Source organism: Planctomonas psychrotolerans (assembly GCF_008642235.1).
In the GTDB taxonomy this organism is placed as follows: Bacteria; Actinomycetota; Actinomycetes; order Actinomycetales; family Microbacteriaceae; genus Planctomonas; species Planctomonas psychrotolerans.
The window spans coordinates 1927622-1947672 of the sequence record NZ_SJEV01000001.1; the positions used below are offsets into that span (position 1 = coordinate 1927622).

Genomic DNA, 20051 nt, shown 5'->3' on the forward strand with positions numbered 1-20051 from the left:
AAAGGAACTCCAAACCATGTCGATTCTTCTCGACGAGAACTCCATCATCATCGTCCAGGGGCTCACCGGCTCCGAGGGCACCAAGCACGCCGGCCGCATGCTGAGCTCCGGCTCGCGCGTCGTCGGCGGCGTCAACCCGCGCAAGGCGGGCACCGAAGTGGAGATCGCCGGCACCTCGCTGCCGATCTTCGGCTCCGTCGCCGAGGCCATGGAGGCCACCGGCGCGAACGTGTCGGTCATCTTCGTGCCGCCGGCCTTCGCGAAGGGCGCCGTGGTCGAGGCCATCGACGCCGGCATCGAGCTCGCGGTCGTGATCACCGAGGGTATCCCGGTGAAGGACTCGGCCGAGTTCTGGGCGCACGCCAAGAGCACCGGCAACCGCACCCGTCTCATCGGCCCGAACTGCCCCGGCGTCATCAGCCCCGGCAAGTCGAACGCCGGCATCATCCCGGCCACCATCACGGACGCCGGACCGATCGGCCTCGTCTCCAAGTCGGGCACCCTGACCTACCAGATGATGTTCGAGCTCCGCGACATCGGCATCTCCACCGCCATCGGCATCGGCGGCGACCCGATCATCGGCACCACGCACATCGACGCCCTCGCCGCGTTCGAGGCCGACCCCGAGACCAAGGCGATCGTGATGATCGGCGAGATCGGCGGAGACGCCGAGGAGCGCGCCGCCGACTACATCAAGGCCCACGTCACGAAGCCCGTCGTCGCCTACGTCGCCGGCTTCACCGCGCCGGAGGGCAAGACCATGGGCCACGCGGGCGCCATCGTCTCGGGAGGCAGCGGCACGGCCCAGGGCAAGAAGGAGGCCCTCGAGGCCGCCGGCGTCCGGGTGGGCAAGACGCCCACCGAGACCGCGAACCTGATGCGAGAACTCGTCGCATCGCTGTAGAACCATCGCACGCGAGGTGTCCGGAATCGCCCTTCGACCCCGGTCGGAGGCCCCGTTTCGGGCACCTCGCGTCATGTCGCCGACAGGGGAGGGGGTGAGAACGTGAACCGTGCGACAACCGCGCTCTTCGCGGGACTCGAGTCGTTGCTCGTCGTCGCGATCGGCATCGGGATCCCGCTCGTGCCGCTCACCGTGCTGTGGGCGACACAGTACGACCTCCAGATCGACTGGGCGGTCTACTTCCGCGCCGCCGCGGACGTGTGGCTGCTCGGCCACGGCGTGGATCTCTCGGTGGTGCTCGACCCGGCGCACGCCGCGGCCCTTGCGCTGCCGGGAGCGGACGCTGCCTTTTCCCTGACGATCGCCCCCCTCGGGTTCGCCCTGCTCACCCTGCTGCTCGGGATGCGGGCCGGACGGCGCGTGGGCGAGACGCGGCACCGCCTACTGGGCCTCGTCGTCGCGGTCGTCGTGTTCGCTCTCCTCGCGCTCGCCGTCTCGCTGCTCGCCCAGCATCCGAACGCCCGCCCGGCGATCGGGCAGGGCACCCTCCTCCCCGCGGGCATCTTCGGCGTCGGGGTGGCGACCGGGGCGCGACTCGCCAGCCGCCGTCGAACCGCGATCGCGAGCAGCCCCGCGCCGGGTGCTCGCGTCGCCGTGCCCGTCGAAGCGCCGGACGGTGCGGGAGCCAGGCTGCGGCGCCTGACGGACACCGTCGTCCGCCCGGTGCGCGATGCCGTCTTCGATCGCCCCGCCGTCGAGCGTTCCGCCGCCGCATCCGCCCTGGTCGGCGGAACCGCCGCCGCCCTCGCCGTCGTCGCGGCCGCCTCCGTCGTGGTCGCGGTCCTCCTCGCGACCGGGTACGCGAGCGTGATCACGCTGTACCAGTCGCTGCAGGTGGGGGTGACGGGTGGCATCGCTCTCACCCTCGCGCAGCTCGCGCTTCTCCCGAACTTGGTGCTCTGGGCCGCGAGCTGGCTCGTCGGACCGGGATTCGCCATCGGAACCGGGTCATCGGTGTCCCCGCTCGGCACGGTCCTCGGGCCGCTTCCCGCGCTCCCCGTGCTGGGTCCGCTGCCGCAGGGGGAGCTGACCTACGGACTGCTCGGCCTGCTCGTGCCCGTGCTCGCCGGCTTCCTCGCCGCGCTCGCTCTCCAGCCTCGCGTGGCCCGACACCTCGCATCTCCCGGGCGTACCTGGCCGTGGTACGTCGGGGCCGGTCTCGGGATCGGACTGGTCGCGGCCGTGGTCCTGGCCGTGCTCACCGCGCTCTCCGGCGGGTCCGCGGGGCCGGGCCGGTTGGTCGACGTGGGACCCGCACCGTTCTTGGTGCTCCTGTTCGCCTTCCTCGAGATCGGCCTGGCCGCAACCGGCGGCATGCTCGTCGGCGCCAGACGACGCTCCGATCCTGCCCCCCGATAGGCTGGCGCAGTGCTGAAGCTCGTCGTTCTCATCTCGGGTGGGGGGTCCAACCTCCACGCTCTGCTGAGGGCGGCCGAGGGAGCCGACTACCCGGCCCGCGTCGTCGCCATCGGCTCCGACCGCGACGCGGACGGACTCGCCTACGCCGAGCAGTTCGACATCCCCTCGTTCACCGTGCCGTTCACCTCCTACCCCGACCGGGAGAGCTGGGCGGAGGAACTGCTCGACCAGGTTCGCGTGTGGAAGCCCGACCTCGTGCTGCTGAGCGGATTCATGCGACTGCTGCCACCCGCCTTCGTCGACGCCCTGAGCCCGAACCTCGTGAACACCCATCCCGCCTATCTGCCCGAGTTCCCGGGCGCGCACGCGGTGCGCGACGCGATCGCCGCCGGCGCGGACCGGTCCGGCGCGTCGATCATCGTGGTGGACAACGGCGTCGACAGCGGGCCGATCCTCGCGCAGGAGCGCGTCGCCGTCCTGCCGGGCGACACCGAGGCGACACTCCACGAACGGATCAAGGTCGTCGAACGCGCGCTGCTGGTGAACACGGTGCGCCGCATCGCCGAGGGCGACCTCACCCTCTCGCCGACACCTCCCACCCCCGAAAGGCTCCGCTCATGACCAGTGCCGCACCGGATCCCTCCACCCTCCGCGAGCGCGACACCATTCCGATCACGCGCGCCCTCATCTCGGTGAGCGACAAGACCGGGCTGGAGGAACTGGCGGCCGCCCTCGTCGAGGCCGGAGTCGAGATCGTGTCGACCGGATCCACGGCGAAGACCATCGCCGCGGCCGGACATCCCGTCACCGAGGTCTCGGAGGTGACCGGATTCCCGGAGTCCCTCGACGGCCGCGTGAAGACGCTGCACCCCGCCGTGCACGCCGGTCTGCTCGCCGACCTCCGGCTCGAGTCGCACGAGCGCCAGCTCGGTGAGCTCGGGATTGAGCCGTTCACCCTCGCGGTCGTGAACCTGTACCCGTTCGTGGAGACCGTCGCGTCGGGTGCGCCTGCGGCGGACATCGTCGAGCAGATCGACATCGGCGGACCCGCCCTGGTGCGCGCGGCGGCCAAGAACCACGCCAACGTCGCCGTCGTCGTCTCCCCGGCGAACTACCCCCTCATCCTCGACGCGCTGCGCTCGGGCGGCACGACGCTCGACCAGCGTCGCGGCCTCGCCGGGGTGGCGTTCGCCGCCACCGCGGCCTACGACTCCGCCGTCGCGGGGTGGTTCGAGGGCGCCGCCGCGACCGACGACTTCGCCGACACCCTCAGCACGGAGGCCACCCTCGCGTCGGTGCTGCGCTACGGCGAGAACGCGCATCAGCGAGCCGCCCTGTACACGCGTCCGGCGGGCGCGGGTATCGCCCAGGCCACGAAGCTGCACGGCAAAGAGATGTCGTACAACAACTACGTCGACGCGGATGCCGCCGTCCGCGCGGCCTACGACTTCACCGAACCCGCCGTCGCCATCATCAAGCACGCGAACCCCTGCGGAATCGCGGTCGCGTCGCCGACGGCCGTCGACTCCATCGCATCGGCTCACCGTCGCGCCCACGACTGCGACCCGGTGTCCGCGTTCGGCGGCGTCATCGCCGCGAACCGGCGGGTCACGCTCGGCATGGCGGAGACGGTGAAGGAGATCTTCACGGAGGTGCTCGTCGCGCCCGGCTTCGACGCCGATGCGCTGGAGGTGCTCAGCGCCAAGAAGAACCTGCGTCTGCTGCAGCTGCCGGAGGGCTACGCCCGCGAGGCGCGGGAGATCCGGCAGATCAGCGGTGGACTGCTCGTTCAGACAGCGGACTCCTTCGCCGAGTTCGACTCGAGCGGCTGGACCCTCGCCGCGGGTCCCGAGGCGGATGCCGCCACCCGCGCAGACCTCGAGTTCGCCTGGAAGGCGTGCCGTGCGGTCAAGTCGAACGGCATCCTGCTCGCCAATGCGGGCGCCTCGGTCGGCGTGGGCATGGGCCAGGTCAACCGTGTCGACTCCTGCCACCTCGCCGTGAGCCGTGCGGGGAACCGGGCGGCATCGTCGGTCGCCGCGTCCGACGCGTTCTTCCCGTTCGCCGACGGTCTCGAGGTGCTCCTCGCCGCGGGCGTGCGCGCGGTCGTGCAGCCCGGCGGTTCCGTGCGCGACGCCGAGGTGATCGCGGCGGCGGAGGCCGCCGGCGTGACGATGTACTTCACCGGCGAGCGCCACTTCTTCCACTGACGCACCGGTCGGCCGTTCGCCGGCGCGGCCGCCCCGCGAATCCTCCGAGGTGCGCCCGGTAGGGTCGTATGCCGTGACCCATCCCGCCGCGAGATCCGCCCGACCGCTGAATCCGACCGCCGAACCCTCGTTCGGCCGTGCCATCGCCGCTGCGCTGATCGCCGCCCTGGGAGTGGCGCTCGTCGCCCACGCGGCGAACACCGTCGCGTTCTTCATCGGTGGCGGCAACACGGTGCAGGTGCTCGGCCAGGTGAGCCGGTTCTTCATGCTCTCGTCGGTCTTCGCCTTCGTGCTGCTGTTCGCGTTCGCCGCGCTCGGCGCATTCCGTCGCTGGCCGCGCGCCCTGGTCGCCGGATTCGTGTCATCGCTCGTGGGATCCCTGCTGGCCACCACCCTGTCGATCACCAGCACCGGTCAGCCGCTCAGCGGCGACGCCCTCGCGTTCGTCGGCGCGAGCATCGTCACGGTGAACCTCGTGTTCATCCTCGCCTACACCATCACCGCCGCAACCCTCGGTCGGAGACTCTGGCAGTATGCGCTCGGCTACCGCGCGCCCGCGGACGTCCGATCCAAGACCGCGCTCGTGCGCGTGCCGGCGACGACCCTCGCTGACGGGCTCCGCACCCACATCGAGCACGCGGACGTGGACGGAACGCTGGCCGACGAGCAGTGGGAGCGATACGTCGCCGCTTTCGAGGAGAACGGCTGGAAGACCCGGGAGGTGCCGGCGGCCGCGGACCTGCCCGACTCGGTGTTCGTCGAGGACATCGTCGTGCTGTTTGGCAACACCGCGGTGCTCACCAGCCCGGGTGCCCTCTCCCGGCGCGGGGAGAAGGACGGCGTGGAGGAGGCCGTGCGCGAGCTCGGCTTCGAGGTCGAATCCATCGAGCTGCCGGGCACGCTCGACGGGGGAGACGTGCTCACGATCGGCGACAAGGTGTACGTGGGCCGGAGCGGTCGCACCAACGGGGAGGGCATCGCGCAGCTGCGGACCATCGTCGGTCCGCTCGGCTACCGGGTCATCCCCGTCCCCGTCACGAAGACGCTGCATCTCAAGTCGCAGGTGACCGCTCTGCCCGATGGCACCGTACTCGGCTTCCCGGCCTCGGTCGACGATCCCGCTCTGTTCGACCGCTTCTTCGCGGTGCCGGAACCCACCGGGGCCGCCGTCGTGGTGCTCGACCCCGGGACGCTGCTCATCTCGGCGTCCGCGCCCGAGACGGCCGCGCGACTCGCCGACCTGGGGTACCGCGTCGTTCAGGTCGACATCTCGGAGTTCGAGAAGCTCGAGGGCTGCGTCACCTGCCTCTCGGTGCGCATCCCCTGACCCGGGCGGCGATTCCTGCTCGGGCTATTGCATACATTTCATCGGTGTGGATATCCTGTAAGGCTGCTTAGCGCGGGGTGTCGACAATCGATTGCCTCGGGTCGCGGCCACGGAATCTCATACGGGACTGAAGAGGATGTCATGACGACACGCATCGCAACGGTATACGGCCACGCTCGCACCTCGGCCGCCGGGCGGCTCCCTCTCGCCCGCGCACGGGTGCTTCCGCTCCTTCCCCGTTAGGCGACGCGGGACTCCGCGTCCCTCCCGCACCCTCCGAGATACCGCCCGACACCGATGCCGGGCTCGCACCCACGTTACAAAGGAACTCGTTTTGTCTGTTTCCGACTCGACGACGGCCGAACCCCGTCGTCCAGGCACCATCGCCACCATCTGGCGCCTCTACCCCTACGCGAAACCCGCGGTCCCGCGCATCCTGCTCGGGATGCTGGCCGCCCTCATCGGCGGCATCGTCGCCCTCCTCATCCCGCAGGTGCTCCGCGCCCTCGTGGACGGACCGCTGAAGACCGGCAACGGTGACGAGGTCGTGCCCGCCGTGCTCCTCATCCTCGGTCTCGGTGTGCTCGAGGCGGGCATGATCGCGCTGCGGCGCTGGTTCGTGCTGCAGCCGGGTACGCACGTGGAGTCCCGGCTGCGCAACGCGTTCTACCGCCGGCTGCAGGCCCTGCCGGTCGCCTTCCACGACCGTTGGCAGAGCGGCCAGCTGCTCTCCCGGGTGGTCAGCGACCTCAACCTCATCCGCCGCTGGCTCTCGTTCGGTCTGGTGCTCTTCGTCGTCAACGTGGTGACCATCGGTGTGGGTTTCGCCTTCCTGATCAACATCAACTGGATCCTCGGCGTCGGGTTCTTCATCTGCTCGATCCCGATCTGGATCTACGGCTACGTGTTCGAGAAGAAGTACTCGATCGTCACCCGGCGCAGCCAGGACCAGGCCGGTGACCTCGCCACCGCCGTGGAGGAGTCGGTGCACGGCATCCGCGTGCTCAAGGCGTTCGGCCGCGGCAAGCACATGCTGAACAGCTTCTCCAGCCAGGCGGAGGACCTCCGCGGCACCGAGATCGAGAAGGCCCGCGCCATCGCCAGCATCTGGCTCTGGCTGCTGCTCGTGCCCGACGTGACCTTCGCGCTCGGCCTGCTCGCCGGCGTGCTGCTCACTGCCAACGGACAGATGAGCGTGGGTGACCTGATCGGTTTCTTCGCCACCGCCACGGTGCTCCGCTGGCCCATCGAGTCGGTCGGCTTCCTGCTCTCGATGACCTTCGACACCCGTACGGCGGTAGACCGTTACTTCGAGGTGATGGACGAGACGAACACGATCACCGACCCCGAGTCGCCGCGGACGATCGCAGAACCGCAGGGCCGGCTCACGTTCACCGACGTGCACTACCGCTACCCGGACGCGCCCGAGCGGTTCCCCGACCTGATCGACGGTGTCACCCTCACGCTCGAACCTGGCGAGACGATGGCGATCGTCGGCCTCACCGGATCGGGTAAGTCCACGCTCACCTCGCTCACCACCCGGCTCTACGACGTGACCGGCGGTTCCATCGCGCTCGACGGCGTCGACGTGCGCGACCTGTCGCTCGAGGAGCTGCGCAGGCACATGGCCATGGCGTTCGAGGACGCGACCCTGTTCTCGACGTCGGTGCGCGACAACGTGCTGCTCGGCCGCCCGGAGTTCGACGACGGCGGACCCGAGGCCGACGCGGCGCTCGCCGAGGCGCTCGAGATCGCCCAGGCCACGTTCGTCCACGACCTGCCCAACGGTGTGGACACCCTGGTCGGGGAGGAGGGGCTCAGCCTGTCGGGGGGCCAGCGCCAGCGCCTCGCGCTCGCGCGCGCCGTTGCCGCAGACCCCCGGGTGCTCGTGCTCGACGACCCGCTGTCGGCGCTCGACGTCGACACGGAGGCGCTCGTCGAGGCGGCCCTCCGTCGCGTTCTCGCGGCGACGACCGCGCTCATCGTGGCGCACCGCCCGTCGACCGTCATGCTCGCCGACCGCGTCGCGCTGCTCGAGAACGGCCGCATCACCGCGGTCGGCACCCACTCCGAGCTGCTCGCGTCGAGCGAGCACTACCGATTCGTCATCTCGAGTCTCGAGGACGACCAACCGAGCGTGTCAGAGGAGGTGAACGCATGAGCGTGCACGGAGTGAGCGGTGAAGAGCGGGACGACTTCACCAAGAGCGAGAGCCGGGAGATCCGCAGGCGGTCCACCCGCCTGCTCCTGTCGACCCTGCAGCCGCTGCGGTCGAAGGTCATCGTCACGGCGATCACCATCCTGGTCGCCACCGGCGCTTCGGTGCTCGGACCGGCGCTCATCGCCATCGGCATCAACCAGGCACTGCCCGCCCTCGTCGAGCAGCAGAACTGGATGCCGCTCGGGCTCGTGATCGGCAGCTACCTCATCGTGGCCGTCGTGGGCGCGCTGCTCGTGGCGCAGTTCCAGATCATGTCCGCCCGCATCGCGCAGGCGATTCTCATCGATCTGCGCAAGCGCGTGTTCCTGCACACCCAGCGGCTCAGCCTCGACTTCCACGAGAGCTACACCTCCGGGCGGATCATCTCCCGCCAGACCAGTGACCTCGACTCGATCCGGGAGCTGCTCAGCGGCGGACTGGCGCAGCTCGTCCAGGGCGTGCTGTTCATGGGCTTCACGGCGATCGCGCTGTTCTCGTTCGACTGGGTGAGCGGCCTCATCCTGCTCTGCGCGCTCGTGCCGCTCGGCTTCCTCACCCGGTGGTTCGCCGTCAACTCGCAGCGCATGTTCCGGCAGACCCGTGTGGCGTCGGCCCGGCTCATCGTGCAGTTCGTGGAGAGCATGACCGGCATCCGCGCGGTGAAGGCGTTCCGCAAGGAGAAGCGCAACGAGAAGCTGTTCGCCGACCTCGTGGAGGACTACCGCGACACGAACGCCAAGGTCATCGGCCTCTTCGGTACGTTCGACCCCTCGCTCGTCTTCATCGGCAACGTGACGCTCGGCATGGTGCTTCTGGTCGGTGGCCTCCGCGTCGCCGACGGGGAGCTCCTCATCGGATCGCTCCTCGCCATCGTGCTCTACACGCGCCAGTTCTTCGGACCCGCGCAGGAGATCGCGATGTTCTACAACAGCTACCAGTCGGCGTCCGCGGCGCTGGAGAAGATCTCGGGCGTGCTCGAGGAGAAGCCGGGCGTGCCCGATCCCACCGCTCCGATCGACCTGTGGTCGGCGAAGGGTCATGTGCACTTCGACCGGGTCGAGTTCGCGTACAAGGCCGACCGGGTGGTGCTTCCGGAGTTCACGCTCGACATCCCGGCGGGTCAGACGATCGCGCTGGTCGGCTCGACGGGGGCGGGAAAGACCACCCTCGCGAAGCTGCTCTCCCGGTTCTACGACCCCACTGCGGGGTCCGTGCTGCTCGACGGCGTGGACCTGCGCCGGCTTCACCCGAAGGATCTCCGCCGCGCCATCGTCATGGTGACGCAGGAGGCGTACCTGTTCTCGGGATCGGTCGCGGACAACATCGCCATCGGCAAGCCCGACGCCTCGCTCGACGAGATCATGGACGCGGCGCGTGCGGTGGGGGCGGACGACTTCATTCGCGGCCTGCCGAACGGGTACGACACCGACGTGAACAAGCGCGGCGGGCGGGTGTCGGCCGGCCAGCGCCAGCTGATCTCGTTCGCGCGCGCATTCCTCGCGAACCCGTCCGTGCTCATCCTCGACGAGGCGACCTCCTCGCTCGACATCCCGAGCGAACGTCTCGTTCAGGAGGGTCTGCAGACGCTCCTCGCCGACCGGACCGCGATCATCATCGCCCACCGCCTCTCGACGGTGGCGATCGCCGATCGCGTGCTCGTCATGGAGCGCGGCGTCATCGTGGAGGACGGCACCCCCGAGCACCTGATCTCGGGAACGGGCCGCTTCGCACAGCTGCACGCGGCGTGGCGGGACTCCCTGGTCTAGAGCGCCGCGGCGTTCACGCGTCGGTCCGGAACGCCGCGGCACTCACTCGCTGATTCCGCAACGCTCCGGCGTTCAGCGGGCGAGGCTCGTCGGGGCGCTTCCGGACCACGCGAACACGGTGTTCCCGGTCGCGACGGCGTGCCAGCCGTCCGAGCAGGTCAGTGCGTCCTCCGGAATCGCCGTGGGCGACCAGGAGTCGCGCAGGCGCGGCGGCTCCGGGGGAGCCTCGCTCGGCGCGCACAGCTCCTCCGGCAGCGGCGTGCCGGAGGTGTAGGTCATGATCGTGGCGTCGGAGCTGTTCGACGACTTCACCCGGATCTGCTCCGCGTCCTCGGGGAGCCACTCGGGCAGCGTGCCGTCCGCATCCGCGACGGTGGAGTAGAGCGCGTTGTGCACGGGCGCCGCCAGCTCCGTCACCGGCGAGAGGGCGGAGCACCCCGTCATCAACAGGGCACCCGCAAGTGCGGTCGAAGCGGCGCCGACGGTGCGGAATGCTGGGGTTCTCATGCAGCCATTGAAGCAATTCGGGCCGTCGGGCGCATCGTCCCCCAGACGGGGGACGCTCATCCTAAAGGCTGATAAGACGCCGATTACGGCAACCAGGCGGCCGAATCGTAATCGATTCGATACCCGGCATCCGAGTCGCACGGCAGCATCGGTGTGCCCTCCCGCTCGTACTGCGCCAGCGCCTCGGCCGACTTCCCCGCGGGAGGGTGCCCGCCGCTCCGGATGACCCGCCACCACGGCACGGTCCCACCGGAGTAGCGCAGCACCATGCCCACCGCGCGCGCCCCGGGCCGGCCGAACACGGCTGCCACGTCGCCGTAGGTCATGACCCGGCCGGGTGGGATGCTTTCGACGACGTCGAGCACTCGCTCGGTGTACTCACCGGGTTCGGAGAAGACCGCCACGGTCGTGCCTCAGAGGCGGAGCTCACCGATCTGCTCGCCGTACTCGGTCTCGCCGATCACGGTGAACCCCATCCTCAGGAAGAACTGCTCAGGGCCTTCCTCGCCGGTCTCCCAGATGACGGTGACCCGATCGAACCCGCGGGACCGGGCCTCGTCGGCCAACGACACGACCGCGAATCGCCCCACGCCGTGCCCCTGGGCGTCGGCCGACACGTTGATGCGCCAGATGCAGCTGCGGAAGATCTCGTTGCGGGCGTCGGGGTCGAAGTTCCCCATGATGAAGCCGACGACCTCGTCGTCCTCGAGCACGACACGGGGCCACGCGGTCGTGGGATTGACGTACGCCTCGGCGATCGAGAACGAGACGGGCGCGACGAAGTTCTCCTGACCCGGCTTGAGGGACAGCGTATTGGCGGCGACGATCGTGCTCGCCGACAATTCTTCAAGTCTGAGTTCGCCCATGCGCACAGGCTAACGCGACGAGCGACGGCTCCGGTAGTCGAGGGGCGCCCGCGACCCGTGCCGGTCGGATCGATTCCGCACGAAGTATCTCGACATCGAGATACTTGGCTGCGAGTAGGCTAGGTCCGGACCTATTCGGGCACACACAACATGGGAGTTCACTTGTCGAAGATCAAGGTTGAAGGAACCGTCGTCGAGCTCGACGGCGACGAGATGACGCGCATCATCTGGCAGTCCATCAAGGACAGCCTCATCCACCCGTACCTGGACGTGAATCTCGAGTACTACGACCTCGGTATCGAGAAGCGCGACGAGACCGATGACCAGATCACCATCGACGCGGCGAACGCCATCAAGAAGCACGGCGTCGGCGTGAAGTGCGCCACCATCACGCCCGACGAGGCGCGGGTCGAGGAATTCGGCCTCAAGAAGATGTGGCGCTCGCCCAACGGCACGATCCGCAACATCCTCGGCGGCACCATCTTCCGCGAGCCGATCATCATCTCCAACATCCCGCGGCTCGTGCCCGGATGGAACAAGCCGATCATCGTCGGTCGTCACGCGTTCGGCGACCAGTACCGCGCCACCGACTTCCGCTTCGAGGGCGAGGGCACGCTCACGATGACCTTCACGCCCAAGGACGGATCAGAACCGCAGTCGTTCGAGGTCTTCCAGTCCCCGGGCAGCGGCGTCGCGATGGGCATGTACAACCTCGACGACTCCATCCGCGACTTCGCACGCGCGTCGCTCAGCTACGGTCTCGCCCGCAACTACCCGGTCTACCTCTCCACGAAGAACACGATCCTGAAGGCCTACGACGGCCGGTTCAAGGACCTGTTCGAGGAGGTCTTCGAGGCGGAGTACAAGGCCGACTTCGACGCGGCCGGCCTCACCTACGAGCACCGACTGATCGACGACATGGTCGCGGCCTCCATGAAGTGGGAGGGCGGCTACGTCTGGGCCTGCAAGAACTACGACGGCGACGTGCAGTCCGACACCGTGGCGCAGGGCTTCGGCTCGCTCGGTCTCATGACCAGCGTGCTCTCCACGCCCGACGGCAAGGTCGTCGAGGCCGAGGCGGCCCACGGCACCGTGACGCGGCACTACCGTCAGCACCAGGCCGGCAAGCCCACGTCGACGAATCCCATCGCCTCCATCTACGCGTGGACCCGCGGGCTCGCGCACCGCGGAAAGCTGGACGGGAACCAGGAGCTGATCGACTTCTCGACCACCCTGGAGGAGGTCGTCGTCGAGACCGTCGAGTCCGGCAAGATGACGAAGGACCTCGCGCTCCTCGTCGGGCCCGACCAGGACTTCCAGACCACCGAGGAGTTCCTCGCCACCCTCGCCGAGAACCTCAAGGCGCGCCTGGCGTAGCAGGTCCCTGAAGAAGCGCCCCGAGTCTGTCGACCCGGGGCGCTTCTTCGTGCCGGACGGTCGACTCGCCGGCATTATTTACGTCCCGGAAATAAATAGTTCTGTGCGTGCCGGAATCCGCGGTTATGTTGGGAGTCGTGTGCGGACCCGAACCGCGCTCACGTGCGATTCATTCAATGGAGATAGGACACTTTTGAGCGCTCGATTCGGGATGAACTTCCCCCTGCCTGCATCCGCCGGCAGCTTCCGCAAAACCGTCGCGACGGGCCTCACGACGGCCCTCCTCGCGGCCGGGCTGGTCGCCGCATCGGCACCGGCCGCCCACGCCGCTCCGGCACCGGGCATCAGCAAGCCGCCCGTGTCGCCGACCCTCTTCGAGGACGGTCGATACATCGTCACCCTCGCGGACGACGCAGCCTCCACCTACGACGGTGGTATCCAGGGCCTCACGGCAACGAAGCCGGAGCCCGGGAACTCCCTGGACGCGCGCACCGCACCGGTCGAGAACTACGTCGAGCACCTCGAGGAGACCCAGAGCGCCGTCGCGGACAGCGTCGGCGCGGACATCGCGTACTCCTACACCCTCGCCCTCAACGGCTTCTCCGCCGATCTCACCGCCGAACAGGCCGCGCGTCTCAGCGCCGACCGCAAGGTCTCCTCGGTGACCCGCGATGAACTGCAGCAGGTGACCGCCACCCCGAGCACCGAGTTCCTCGGACTCGAGGGCGACGACGGCGTCTGGGCCGCCATCGGCGGCGTCGATACCGCAGGCGAGGGCATCGTCCTCGGTGTGCTCGACACCGGGATCGCGCCGGAGAACCCGTCGTTCGCGGGCGAGCCGCTCGGCTACACGCCCGGCGAGGAGCCCTACCGCGCCGGTGAGACCATCGTCTTCGAGAAGGCGGACGGACAGACCTTCTCCGGCGTCTGCGAGACCGGCGCCCAGTTCGGTGCCGATGACTGCAACACCAAGGTGATCGGCGCCCGGTACTACGTCGACGGCTTCGGCGCCGGAAACATCGGGGACGAGACCACCGGTCCGGGCGAGTTCCTGTCCCCGCGCGACGGCGACGGGCACGGCTCGCACACGGCGAGCACCGCCGCGGGCAATCACGACGTCGCCGCGTCGGTCTCCGGCACGGACTTCGGCACCATCTCCGGTGTGGCTCCCGCGGCGAAGATCTCGTCCTACAAGGTCTGCTGGTCGGGTCCCGACCCGGTCGACACCGCCGACGACGGCTGCGCGACCTCCGACCTGGTCGCCGCCATCGACCAGTCCGTCGCCGACGGCGTCGACGTGATCAACTTCTCCATCGGGGGCGGCGCCGCCCAATCGACGATCGAGGTCACCGACGAGGCGTTCCTCGGTGCAGCCGCCGCGGGCATCTTCGTCTCGGCGTCCGCCGGAAACGCGGGCCCCGGGTCGTCCACGCTCGACAACGCGTCGCCGTGGATCACCACTGTCGCCGCCAGCACCATCCCGAGCTACGAGGCGACCGCCACGCTCGGCAACGGTGAGGCCTTCGCCGGTGCATCGATCACGGTCGACGCCACGGACGGTGCCGAGCCGCTCACCGGTCCGCTCGTGACGGCAGCATCGGTCGCCCTCGACGGCGCCGAGAACCCGAACCTCTGCGGTCCGGGCACGCTCGACCCCGCGCTCGCCGCCGGCACCATCGTGCTCTGCGAGCGGGGCGTCTTCGCGCGTGTCGACAAGTCGGTCGAGGTGGCCCGCGCGGGCGGCATCGGCATGCTGCTCGTCAACGTGACGCCCGGATCCGTCGACCTCGACGACCACGCCGTGCCCACGATCCACCTCGACGCGGAGTACTACGACGAGGTCACCGCGTACGCGGAGACCGCGGGTGCCACGGTCACGTTCACGCCGGAGAACACCACCGACGTCGTCGTGCCCGCTCCGCAGCTCGCCGGTTTCAGCTCGCGTGGACCGGTGCTCGCCGATGGCAGCGACATCCTGAAGCCGGACATCACGGCGCCCGGTGTCGCGATCCTCGCCGCCACCGCCAACCAGCAGGACGCGGAGGGCACCTACGCGTTCCTGTCCGGCACCTCGATGGCGGCCCCGCACATCGCGGGACTCGCGCTGCTCTACCTGGGCGAGAGGCCGGAAGCCGCTCCCTCGGAGATCAAGTCCGCGATGATGACCACCGCGTACGACACGGTGGCGGCGGACGGCTCCGCGGTCACCGACCCGCTCAGCCAGGGCGCCGGGCACGTCGACCCCACGCGGTTCTTCGAGCCCGGCCTGCTCTACCTCAACGGGCTCGCCGACTGGCTGGCCTACGCGCAGGGTGCCGGGTACGAGGCCGGAGTCGACCCCATCGACCCGAGCAACCTCAACCTCGCGTCGATCGCGATCGGCTCGCTGACCGCGGCCGAGACGGTCACCCGCACCGTGACCTCCACCCAGGCGGGCACGTTCACCGCGTCGATCGACGGCCTCGCCGGCGTGGACGCGGTCGTGTCGCCGAGCACACTCACGTTCGGTGCCGCCGGTGAGGAGCAGAGCTACACGGTGACGTTCACCCGCACCGACGCCCCGCTCGACGCCTACGCCACCGGATCGCTGAGCTGGACCAGCGGCGACACCGTCGTGCGCAGCCCGATCGCCGTTCAGCCGGTGACGCTCGTCGCGCCCGACGAGGTGACCGGCGAGGGCATCGACGGCTCGGTCGACGTGCAGATCACGCCGGGCGGAACCGGCGACATCCCGCTGGCCGCCACGGGTCTCGCGCCGGGCGTTCGCGTGGCGAACCCCGACGACCCCGGGTCGCCGATCACGGGGTCCGGCGCGGCGCGGAGCGAGTTCCTCTACGAGATCGACCTCGCGGCCGGGCTCGACGTGGCCCGCTTCGACCTCGATTCGATCGACGACTCGGCCGACCTCGACCTCGTGGTGCAGCAGCTGGACGAATCGGGTACCCCGATCGCCCAGTGGGTGTCCGCGACCGCCGCGGCTGACGAGCGGGTCACCATCGAGAACCCGGACGCGGCCACCTACCTGGTCATCGCGCTCGTGTACGCCGTGGGAACCGACCAGACGACGGCCGACTTCGTCGTCACGTCATGGTCGCTCGCGCCCGGAACGGGCGAGGGGAACTTCACCGTCACCCCCGACGTGGTACCCGCGGTGCAGGGCGTTCCCGTCACCTACACGGCGTCGTGGTCCGGACTCGCGCCCGAGACGACCTACCTCGGTCTCGTCACCTACGGCGACACCGGACAGGCGACCTACGTGTCGGTGGACTCCGGAGAGGCGACCGAGCCGGAACCGCAGGCGCCGGTCAACATCGTCGCACCGGAGATCCGCGGGAACGCCGTGGTCGGGAAGAAGCTGACCGCAACGCCGGGCGAGTGGGACACCGAGGGACTGACCTTCGCGTACCAGTGGTTCGCCGACGGCGTCGCGATCGACGGCGCGACCGACCGCAAGTACCGGGTGACCGCCGCGGACCAGGGCACGGCGATCACCGTGACCGTTACCGCCACCGCCGAGGGCCGTCCGGCCGGTACGGCGACCTCCGCCGCTGTCGTCGTGAAGTACGCGGCCACGGTGGCGGTAAACCTCAACCGCTCGGTGCTGTTCTCCTGGCAGCGCGTGACCGTGGACGTGCGGGTGGACAGCGCGGCCGAGGCCGCGCCCACCGGAACGGCCGTGGTGCACGCCGGCGGACGGAGCTACGACGTCGCTCTCGACGAGTCGGGCCGCGGTCGGGTGACCCTGCCCGCGTACCGTGGTGGCATCTACCTGGTGAACGCGACCTACTCGGGTGACGATCTCACCGCGGGCGGCACGAGCGCGTACCGGTTGTTCTGGGTGCTGTTCTAGGCGTCGGATAGGCGAGGAGGGGGCGGATGTCACGACATCCGCCCCCTTCGTCGTTGTAGCCTTCCGGGCATGGGTGGCGCACCGGATCGGTCGGCGAGGCCCGAGGCCGCCCCGCGGTCGCGCGCCCGCATCCTCTTCGCCGCACCCGCGATCGTGGTGCTCGGCCTCACGCTGCGTTTCGGGCTTCCGGATGCTGCGGCCGACCCCCTGGGCGGCGCCTGCTACGCGCTCCTGGTGTACGTCCTCGTGGCATTCCTCGCGCCCCGGGCGTCCCGCTGGCTTCTCGGGGGAGTCGCGCTCACGATCTGCGTCGGCATCGAGCTCTTCCAGCTGACGGCGATACCGGCCCGTTTGGCCGACGCGGTGCCGCCGGTCGCCCTCGTGCTCGGCAGCGGGTACTCCGCCGCCGACCTGCCGCCCTACCTCGCCGGAGCCTTTCTCGCGGTGCTGCTCGACCGGTTCCTCCGCCCGCAGAGCGGGCGGGGGCGGGCGCGTGCCGGTCAGTCCAGGTAGTCGGCCGAGACCAGGATCGGCATGTGGTCGGACTTGCCGCTCGGCAGTGTCTCGACGCTGGTGATCGAGAGGTCGGCCGACGTGACGAAGTCGAAGTGACCCTTGAAGAACTTGTAGCGCGTGTAGGTGGTGCGGTCGCTGAGCGACAGGTCGTATCCCGACTCCTGCACGTGCGAGTTCAGCCGGGTGGTGAAGAAGGGGTAGTTGTAGTCGCCCACCATCAGCTGCGGCAGGTCGGCCCCGAGTCCGCGGAGCTCCGCGTGCGCGGCGCTGATCTGGTGGCGGCGCAGCGAGTTGCGGGCGGTGAGCGGCGCGGCGTGGAACGACGCCACCACGAGTTCCCGGTCGGCCTCGATGTCCCTCAGCCGGGTGCCGATCAGCCGCTCGTGCGCGGGGGTGAGGATGTGGTCGTGCAGCGACTTCTTCAACGCGAAGGACTCCGTCTTCACCGCGGTGAACCGATCGCGCCGGTAGTAGATGGCGAGCCCCAGCCGGTTGCGCTTGGTCGAGTCGGCGAGGTGCAGTGGTCCCACCTCAGCCGGCAGCGCCGCGGTGTCGCACTCCTGGAGGCAGAGCACGTCGAGTTCGAAGCCGTCGGCGAGGGCGGTGAGCTCGTTGCTCGCGTTGTTCTTGCGGAGGTTGTAGCTGATGACTCGGATGGGAACTGTCCTCTGAGCTGCGATCGACGAACGGAAGCAAATTCTACCCTCGGCCGGGCGGCCTACCTGAAGATGATGGTGCGTGCGCCGTCGAGCAGCACGCGCCCCTCGGCGAACCACTTCACGGCCTGGGTGAGCGTGCGGGACTCCTCGTCCTGACCGATCGCCACGAGCTCCTGCGGCGTGCGGGAGTGATCGACCCGCACCACGTTCTGCTCGATGATCGGTCCCTCGTCGAGGTCGCTCGTCACGAAGTGCGCCGTGGCGCCGATGAGCTTCACCCCGCGCGCATGGGCCTGCTTGTACGGGTTGGCGCCCTTGAACCCCGGCAGGAAGGAGTGGTGGATGTTGATGATGCGGCCGCTCAGCCGTTCGCACAGCTCGGGGGAGAGGATCTGCATGTACCGCGCGAGCACCACGAGTTCGATGTCGTGCTCCTCGACCGCGTGCAGGATCCTCGACTCGAGGGCCGCCTTGCTCGCCGCGTCGGTGACGGGTCGATGCTCGAACGGCACCCCGTAGAAGCTCGCGAGATCGCCCAGCACATCGTGATTGCTCAGCACGAGCGGGATCTCGACGGGCAGCTGCCCGGCCCGCTGGCGGAAGAGGAGGTCGTTCACGCAGTGCGCCGCGGTCGACCCGAGCACCAGGGTGCGCAACGGCCGACCGACGGTGTCGAGCAATTCGGTCATCCGGTAGCGCTCCAGCACCGGGGCGAGCGCCTCGGCGAACTCCTGCCGGGTCGCCTCCGACTCGACCTGCAGGCGCATGAAGAACCGCCCGGTGTCCGCACTGGAGAACTGCTGCGACTCGGTGATGTTGCCGCGCGCCCGCACCACGGCGCCGCTCACCGCGTGCACGATGCCGGGTGCGTCGTCGCAGACGAGGGAGAGGACCCAGTGGGTGAGCGATGGCGCAGAAGTCATCCGTTCAGGATAGGCGGACCCGAACGCCGCTGAGCGTTAGACTGACTCCTGGTCGGCGGATCTCGTGCGGCCCCGGGACGAGTCTCCCGCCTTTCTCCCGCTTCGGATGTTCCTCGCGTGTCTGTGACCTCTTCCGTCGCCACCCCGGCGCCGACCGTTCCCCGCTTTCCCTATCTGGCGTTGATCATGCTCGGGGTGGCGATCTTCTTGAACGTGACCATCGAGATGGTGCCCACCGGGCTGCTGACGCTGATGAGCGACGACCTCGACGTGAGCGAGTCGAGCGTGGGCCTTCTCGTCACCGTGTTCGCCTTCACCGTCGTGGTCACCAGCGCACCGCTCGTGGCCCTGACCCGGCGTCTGCCGCGGCACGCGCTCGTGGTCGGCGTGCTGGCCGTTTTCGCGGCGAGCAGCGCGCTCACCGCCGTCGCCCCGACGTACGAGCTGGTGGTCGCGTCGCGGATCGTCGGCGGACTCGCCCACGGCGTGTTCTGGTCGGTGGTGGGGGCCTACTCCGCGTACCTGGTGCCGAAGGAGCAGCTCGGCCGGGCGGTGTCGATCACCCTCGGCGGCGGTTCCCTCGCCTTCGTGCTCGGGGTGCCCCTCGGCACCGCCCTCGGGCAGTGGTTCGGCTGGCGGGCGACCTTCGGTTCCCTCGCCGCCCTCGTGGCGGTGGGCGCGCTGCTGGTGTGGCGCTTCCTGCCCCGCGTGGACCACCTCGCCGCCGCGGACTCCGAGGCGGCCGCTCGCGTCGACGAGCCGCGTCGGCGGGACCACTCGATCGCCGCCGTCGCGGTGATCTGCGTGCTCACCGCCCTGCTGATGGTGGGTCAGTACACCTTCTACACGTACATCACGCCGTTCTTCCTGCGGGAGGTGGGCGTGGGAACTGCGGCGATCAGTCCGCTCCTCCTCACCTACGGCGTGGCCGGCGCGGTGGGGCTCGCCCTGGTGGGCGCCTACTTCGGCCGTTGGCCGCGCGTGAGTCTCGTCGGGACCCTCGTGCTCGCGCTCGTGGTCGTCGCGACGCTCGGCACCTTCCCGGCGATGGTTCCGCTGGCCGTGCTCTGCTTCGCGATCTGGGGACTCGTGCTCGGGGGGCTGCCGGCGTTGCTGCAGACCCGTCTGCTGCACGCCGCGCCCGCGCGCATCCGCGACACGTCGAGCGCGTTCTTCACCACCTCGTTCAACATCGGCATCGGCGGCGGTGCTCTGGTCGGCGCTCTCGTGCTCGACTCGTTCGGGCTCGCGACGATCCCGTTCGTGTACGTCGGCATCCTCGTCGTCGCGCTCGTCGTGCTGCTCGGCACCGACGTGCTGCTCCGTCGTCCCCTGCGGACGCAGTAGCGGGCGGGACGCTCGCGTCGAGGCCGCCCCTCACCCGGCGCGCGGACCCCTGCTGATATGGTGGAGAACGTCGCGACTGGCGTTCGGATGGGGCACCATCGGGGAGCGACTTACACGGTTCGTGGCCGTACGCCTGGGCCACGACGACTCCCGCCGTGCGTGCGTCGGGATGCCTGTTCC

At 69.5% G+C, this 20051-nt stretch carries 16 protein-coding genes and 1 riboswitch; of the genes, 11 read left to right on the top strand and 5 right to left on the bottom strand.

The features are described 5' to 3' along the window. Positions 1-16: 16 nt before the first annotated feature. From sucD to EY822_RS08885, 7 genes are all read left to right on the top strand, one after another. Positions 17-904, top strand: coding sequence for a succinate--CoA ligase subunit alpha (gene sucD, locus EY822_RS08855; RefSeq protein ID WP_150307938.1), 888 nt, complete (start codon positions 17-19; stop codon positions 902-904). Between the two features lie 102 nt (positions 905-1006). Further along, positions 1007-2323, top strand: coding sequence for a cell division protein PerM (locus EY822_RS08860; RefSeq protein ID WP_150307939.1), 1317 nt, complete (start codon positions 1007-1009; stop codon positions 2321-2323). Between the two features lie 9 nt (positions 2324-2332). After that, positions 2333-2944: a phosphoribosylglycinamide formyltransferase gene (gene purN / locus EY822_RS08865; protein ID WP_150307940.1), complete on the top strand. Its 612-nt coding sequence runs from the start codon at positions 2333-2335 to the stop codon at positions 2942-2944. Beyond that, positions 2941-4533, top strand: a complete 1593-nt coding sequence (gene purH, locus EY822_RS08870; protein ID WP_150307941.1) for a bifunctional phosphoribosylaminoimidazolecarboxamide formyltransferase/IMP cyclohydrolase — start codon at positions 2941-2943, stop codon at positions 4531-4533. Before purN ends, purH begins: the two co-directional genes overlap by 4 nt. 73 nt (positions 4534-4606) lie before the next feature. Continuing rightward, on the top strand, positions 4607-5860 hold the full coding sequence (gene ddaH, locus EY822_RS15570; protein ID WP_319803470.1) for a dimethylargininase: 1254 nt from the start codon (positions 4607-4609) through the stop codon (positions 5858-5860). 445 nt (positions 5861-6305) lie between these two features. Continuing rightward, a complete protein-coding gene (locus tag EY822_RS08880) occupies positions 6306-8021 on the top strand; it encodes an ABC transporter ATP-binding protein (protein WP_150308848.1) in 1716 nt (571 codons plus the stop codon). Further along, a complete protein-coding gene (locus EY822_RS08885; RefSeq protein WP_150307942.1) occupies positions 8018-9826 on the top strand; it encodes an ABC transporter ATP-binding protein in 1809 nt (602 codons plus the stop codon). The genes EY822_RS08880 and EY822_RS08885 overlap by 4 nt, the downstream gene beginning before the upstream one ends. Positions 9827-9898: 72 nt before the next feature. Here the strand turns inward: EY822_RS08885 and EY822_RS08890 are convergent, their stop codons facing one another. From EY822_RS08890 to EY822_RS08900, 3 genes are all read right to left on the bottom strand, one after another. Beyond that, a complete protein-coding gene (locus EY822_RS08890; protein ID WP_150307943.1) occupies positions 9899-10333 on the bottom strand; it encodes a hypothetical protein in 435 nt (144 codons plus the stop codon). Positions 10334-10416: 83 nt separating this feature from the next. Further along, positions 10417-10737, bottom strand: coding sequence for an MGMT family protein (locus EY822_RS08895; RefSeq protein WP_150307944.1), 321 nt, complete (start codon positions 10735-10737; stop codon positions 10417-10419). A 9-nt stretch (positions 10738-10746) separates the two neighbouring features. Next, on the bottom strand, positions 10747-11199 hold the full coding sequence (locus EY822_RS08900) for a GNAT family N-acetyltransferase (RefSeq protein ID WP_150307945.1): 453 nt from the start codon (positions 11197-11199) through the stop codon (positions 10747-10749). A 162-nt stretch (positions 11200-11361) separates the two neighbouring features. On the opposite strand from EY822_RS08900, the gene EY822_RS08905 reads away from it, so the two are divergent. From EY822_RS08905 to EY822_RS08915, 3 genes are all read left to right on the top strand, one after another. Continuing rightward, positions 11362-12576 (top strand): NADP-dependent isocitrate dehydrogenase, encoded by a 1215-nt coding sequence (locus EY822_RS08905; protein WP_150307946.1) that lies wholly within the window; start codon positions 11362-11364, stop codon positions 12574-12576. Between the two features lie 193 nt (positions 12577-12769). Continuing rightward, a complete protein-coding gene (locus EY822_RS08910) occupies positions 12770-16426 on the top strand; it encodes a S8 family serine peptidase (protein WP_227497152.1) in 3657 nt (1218 codons plus the stop codon). Between the two features lie 69 nt (positions 16427-16495). Further along, positions 16496-16939 (top strand): ribosomal maturation YjgA family protein, encoded by a 444-nt coding sequence (locus tag EY822_RS08915; protein ID WP_150307947.1) that lies wholly within the window; start codon positions 16496-16498, stop codon positions 16937-16939. On the opposite strand, the gene EY822_RS08920 is transcribed toward EY822_RS08915, so the two are convergent. Further along, complete coding sequence (locus tag EY822_RS08920) at positions 16927-17598, bottom strand: endonuclease/exonuclease/phosphatase family protein (RefSeq protein WP_150308850.1); 672 nt, start codon at positions 17596-17598, stop codon at positions 16927-16929. The genes EY822_RS08915 and EY822_RS08920 overlap by 13 nt on opposite strands. Before the next feature lie 62 nt (positions 17599-17660). Continuing rightward, entirely contained in the window at positions 17661-18524 is an 864-nt protein-coding gene (purU, locus tag EY822_RS08925; protein WP_150307948.1) for a formyltetrahydrofolate deformylase, read from the bottom strand. Between the two features lie 117 nt (positions 18525-18641). Between purU and EY822_RS08930 the strand changes: the two genes are divergently transcribed. Further along, positions 18642-19871, top strand: coding sequence for an MFS transporter (locus EY822_RS08930; RefSeq protein ID WP_227497153.1), 1230 nt, complete (start codon positions 18642-18644; stop codon positions 19869-19871). 62 nt (positions 19872-19933) lie between these two features. Further along, a riboswitch (ZMP/ZTP riboswitch) is annotated at positions 19934-20017 on the top strand. Positions 20018-20051: the final 34 nt, after the last annotated feature.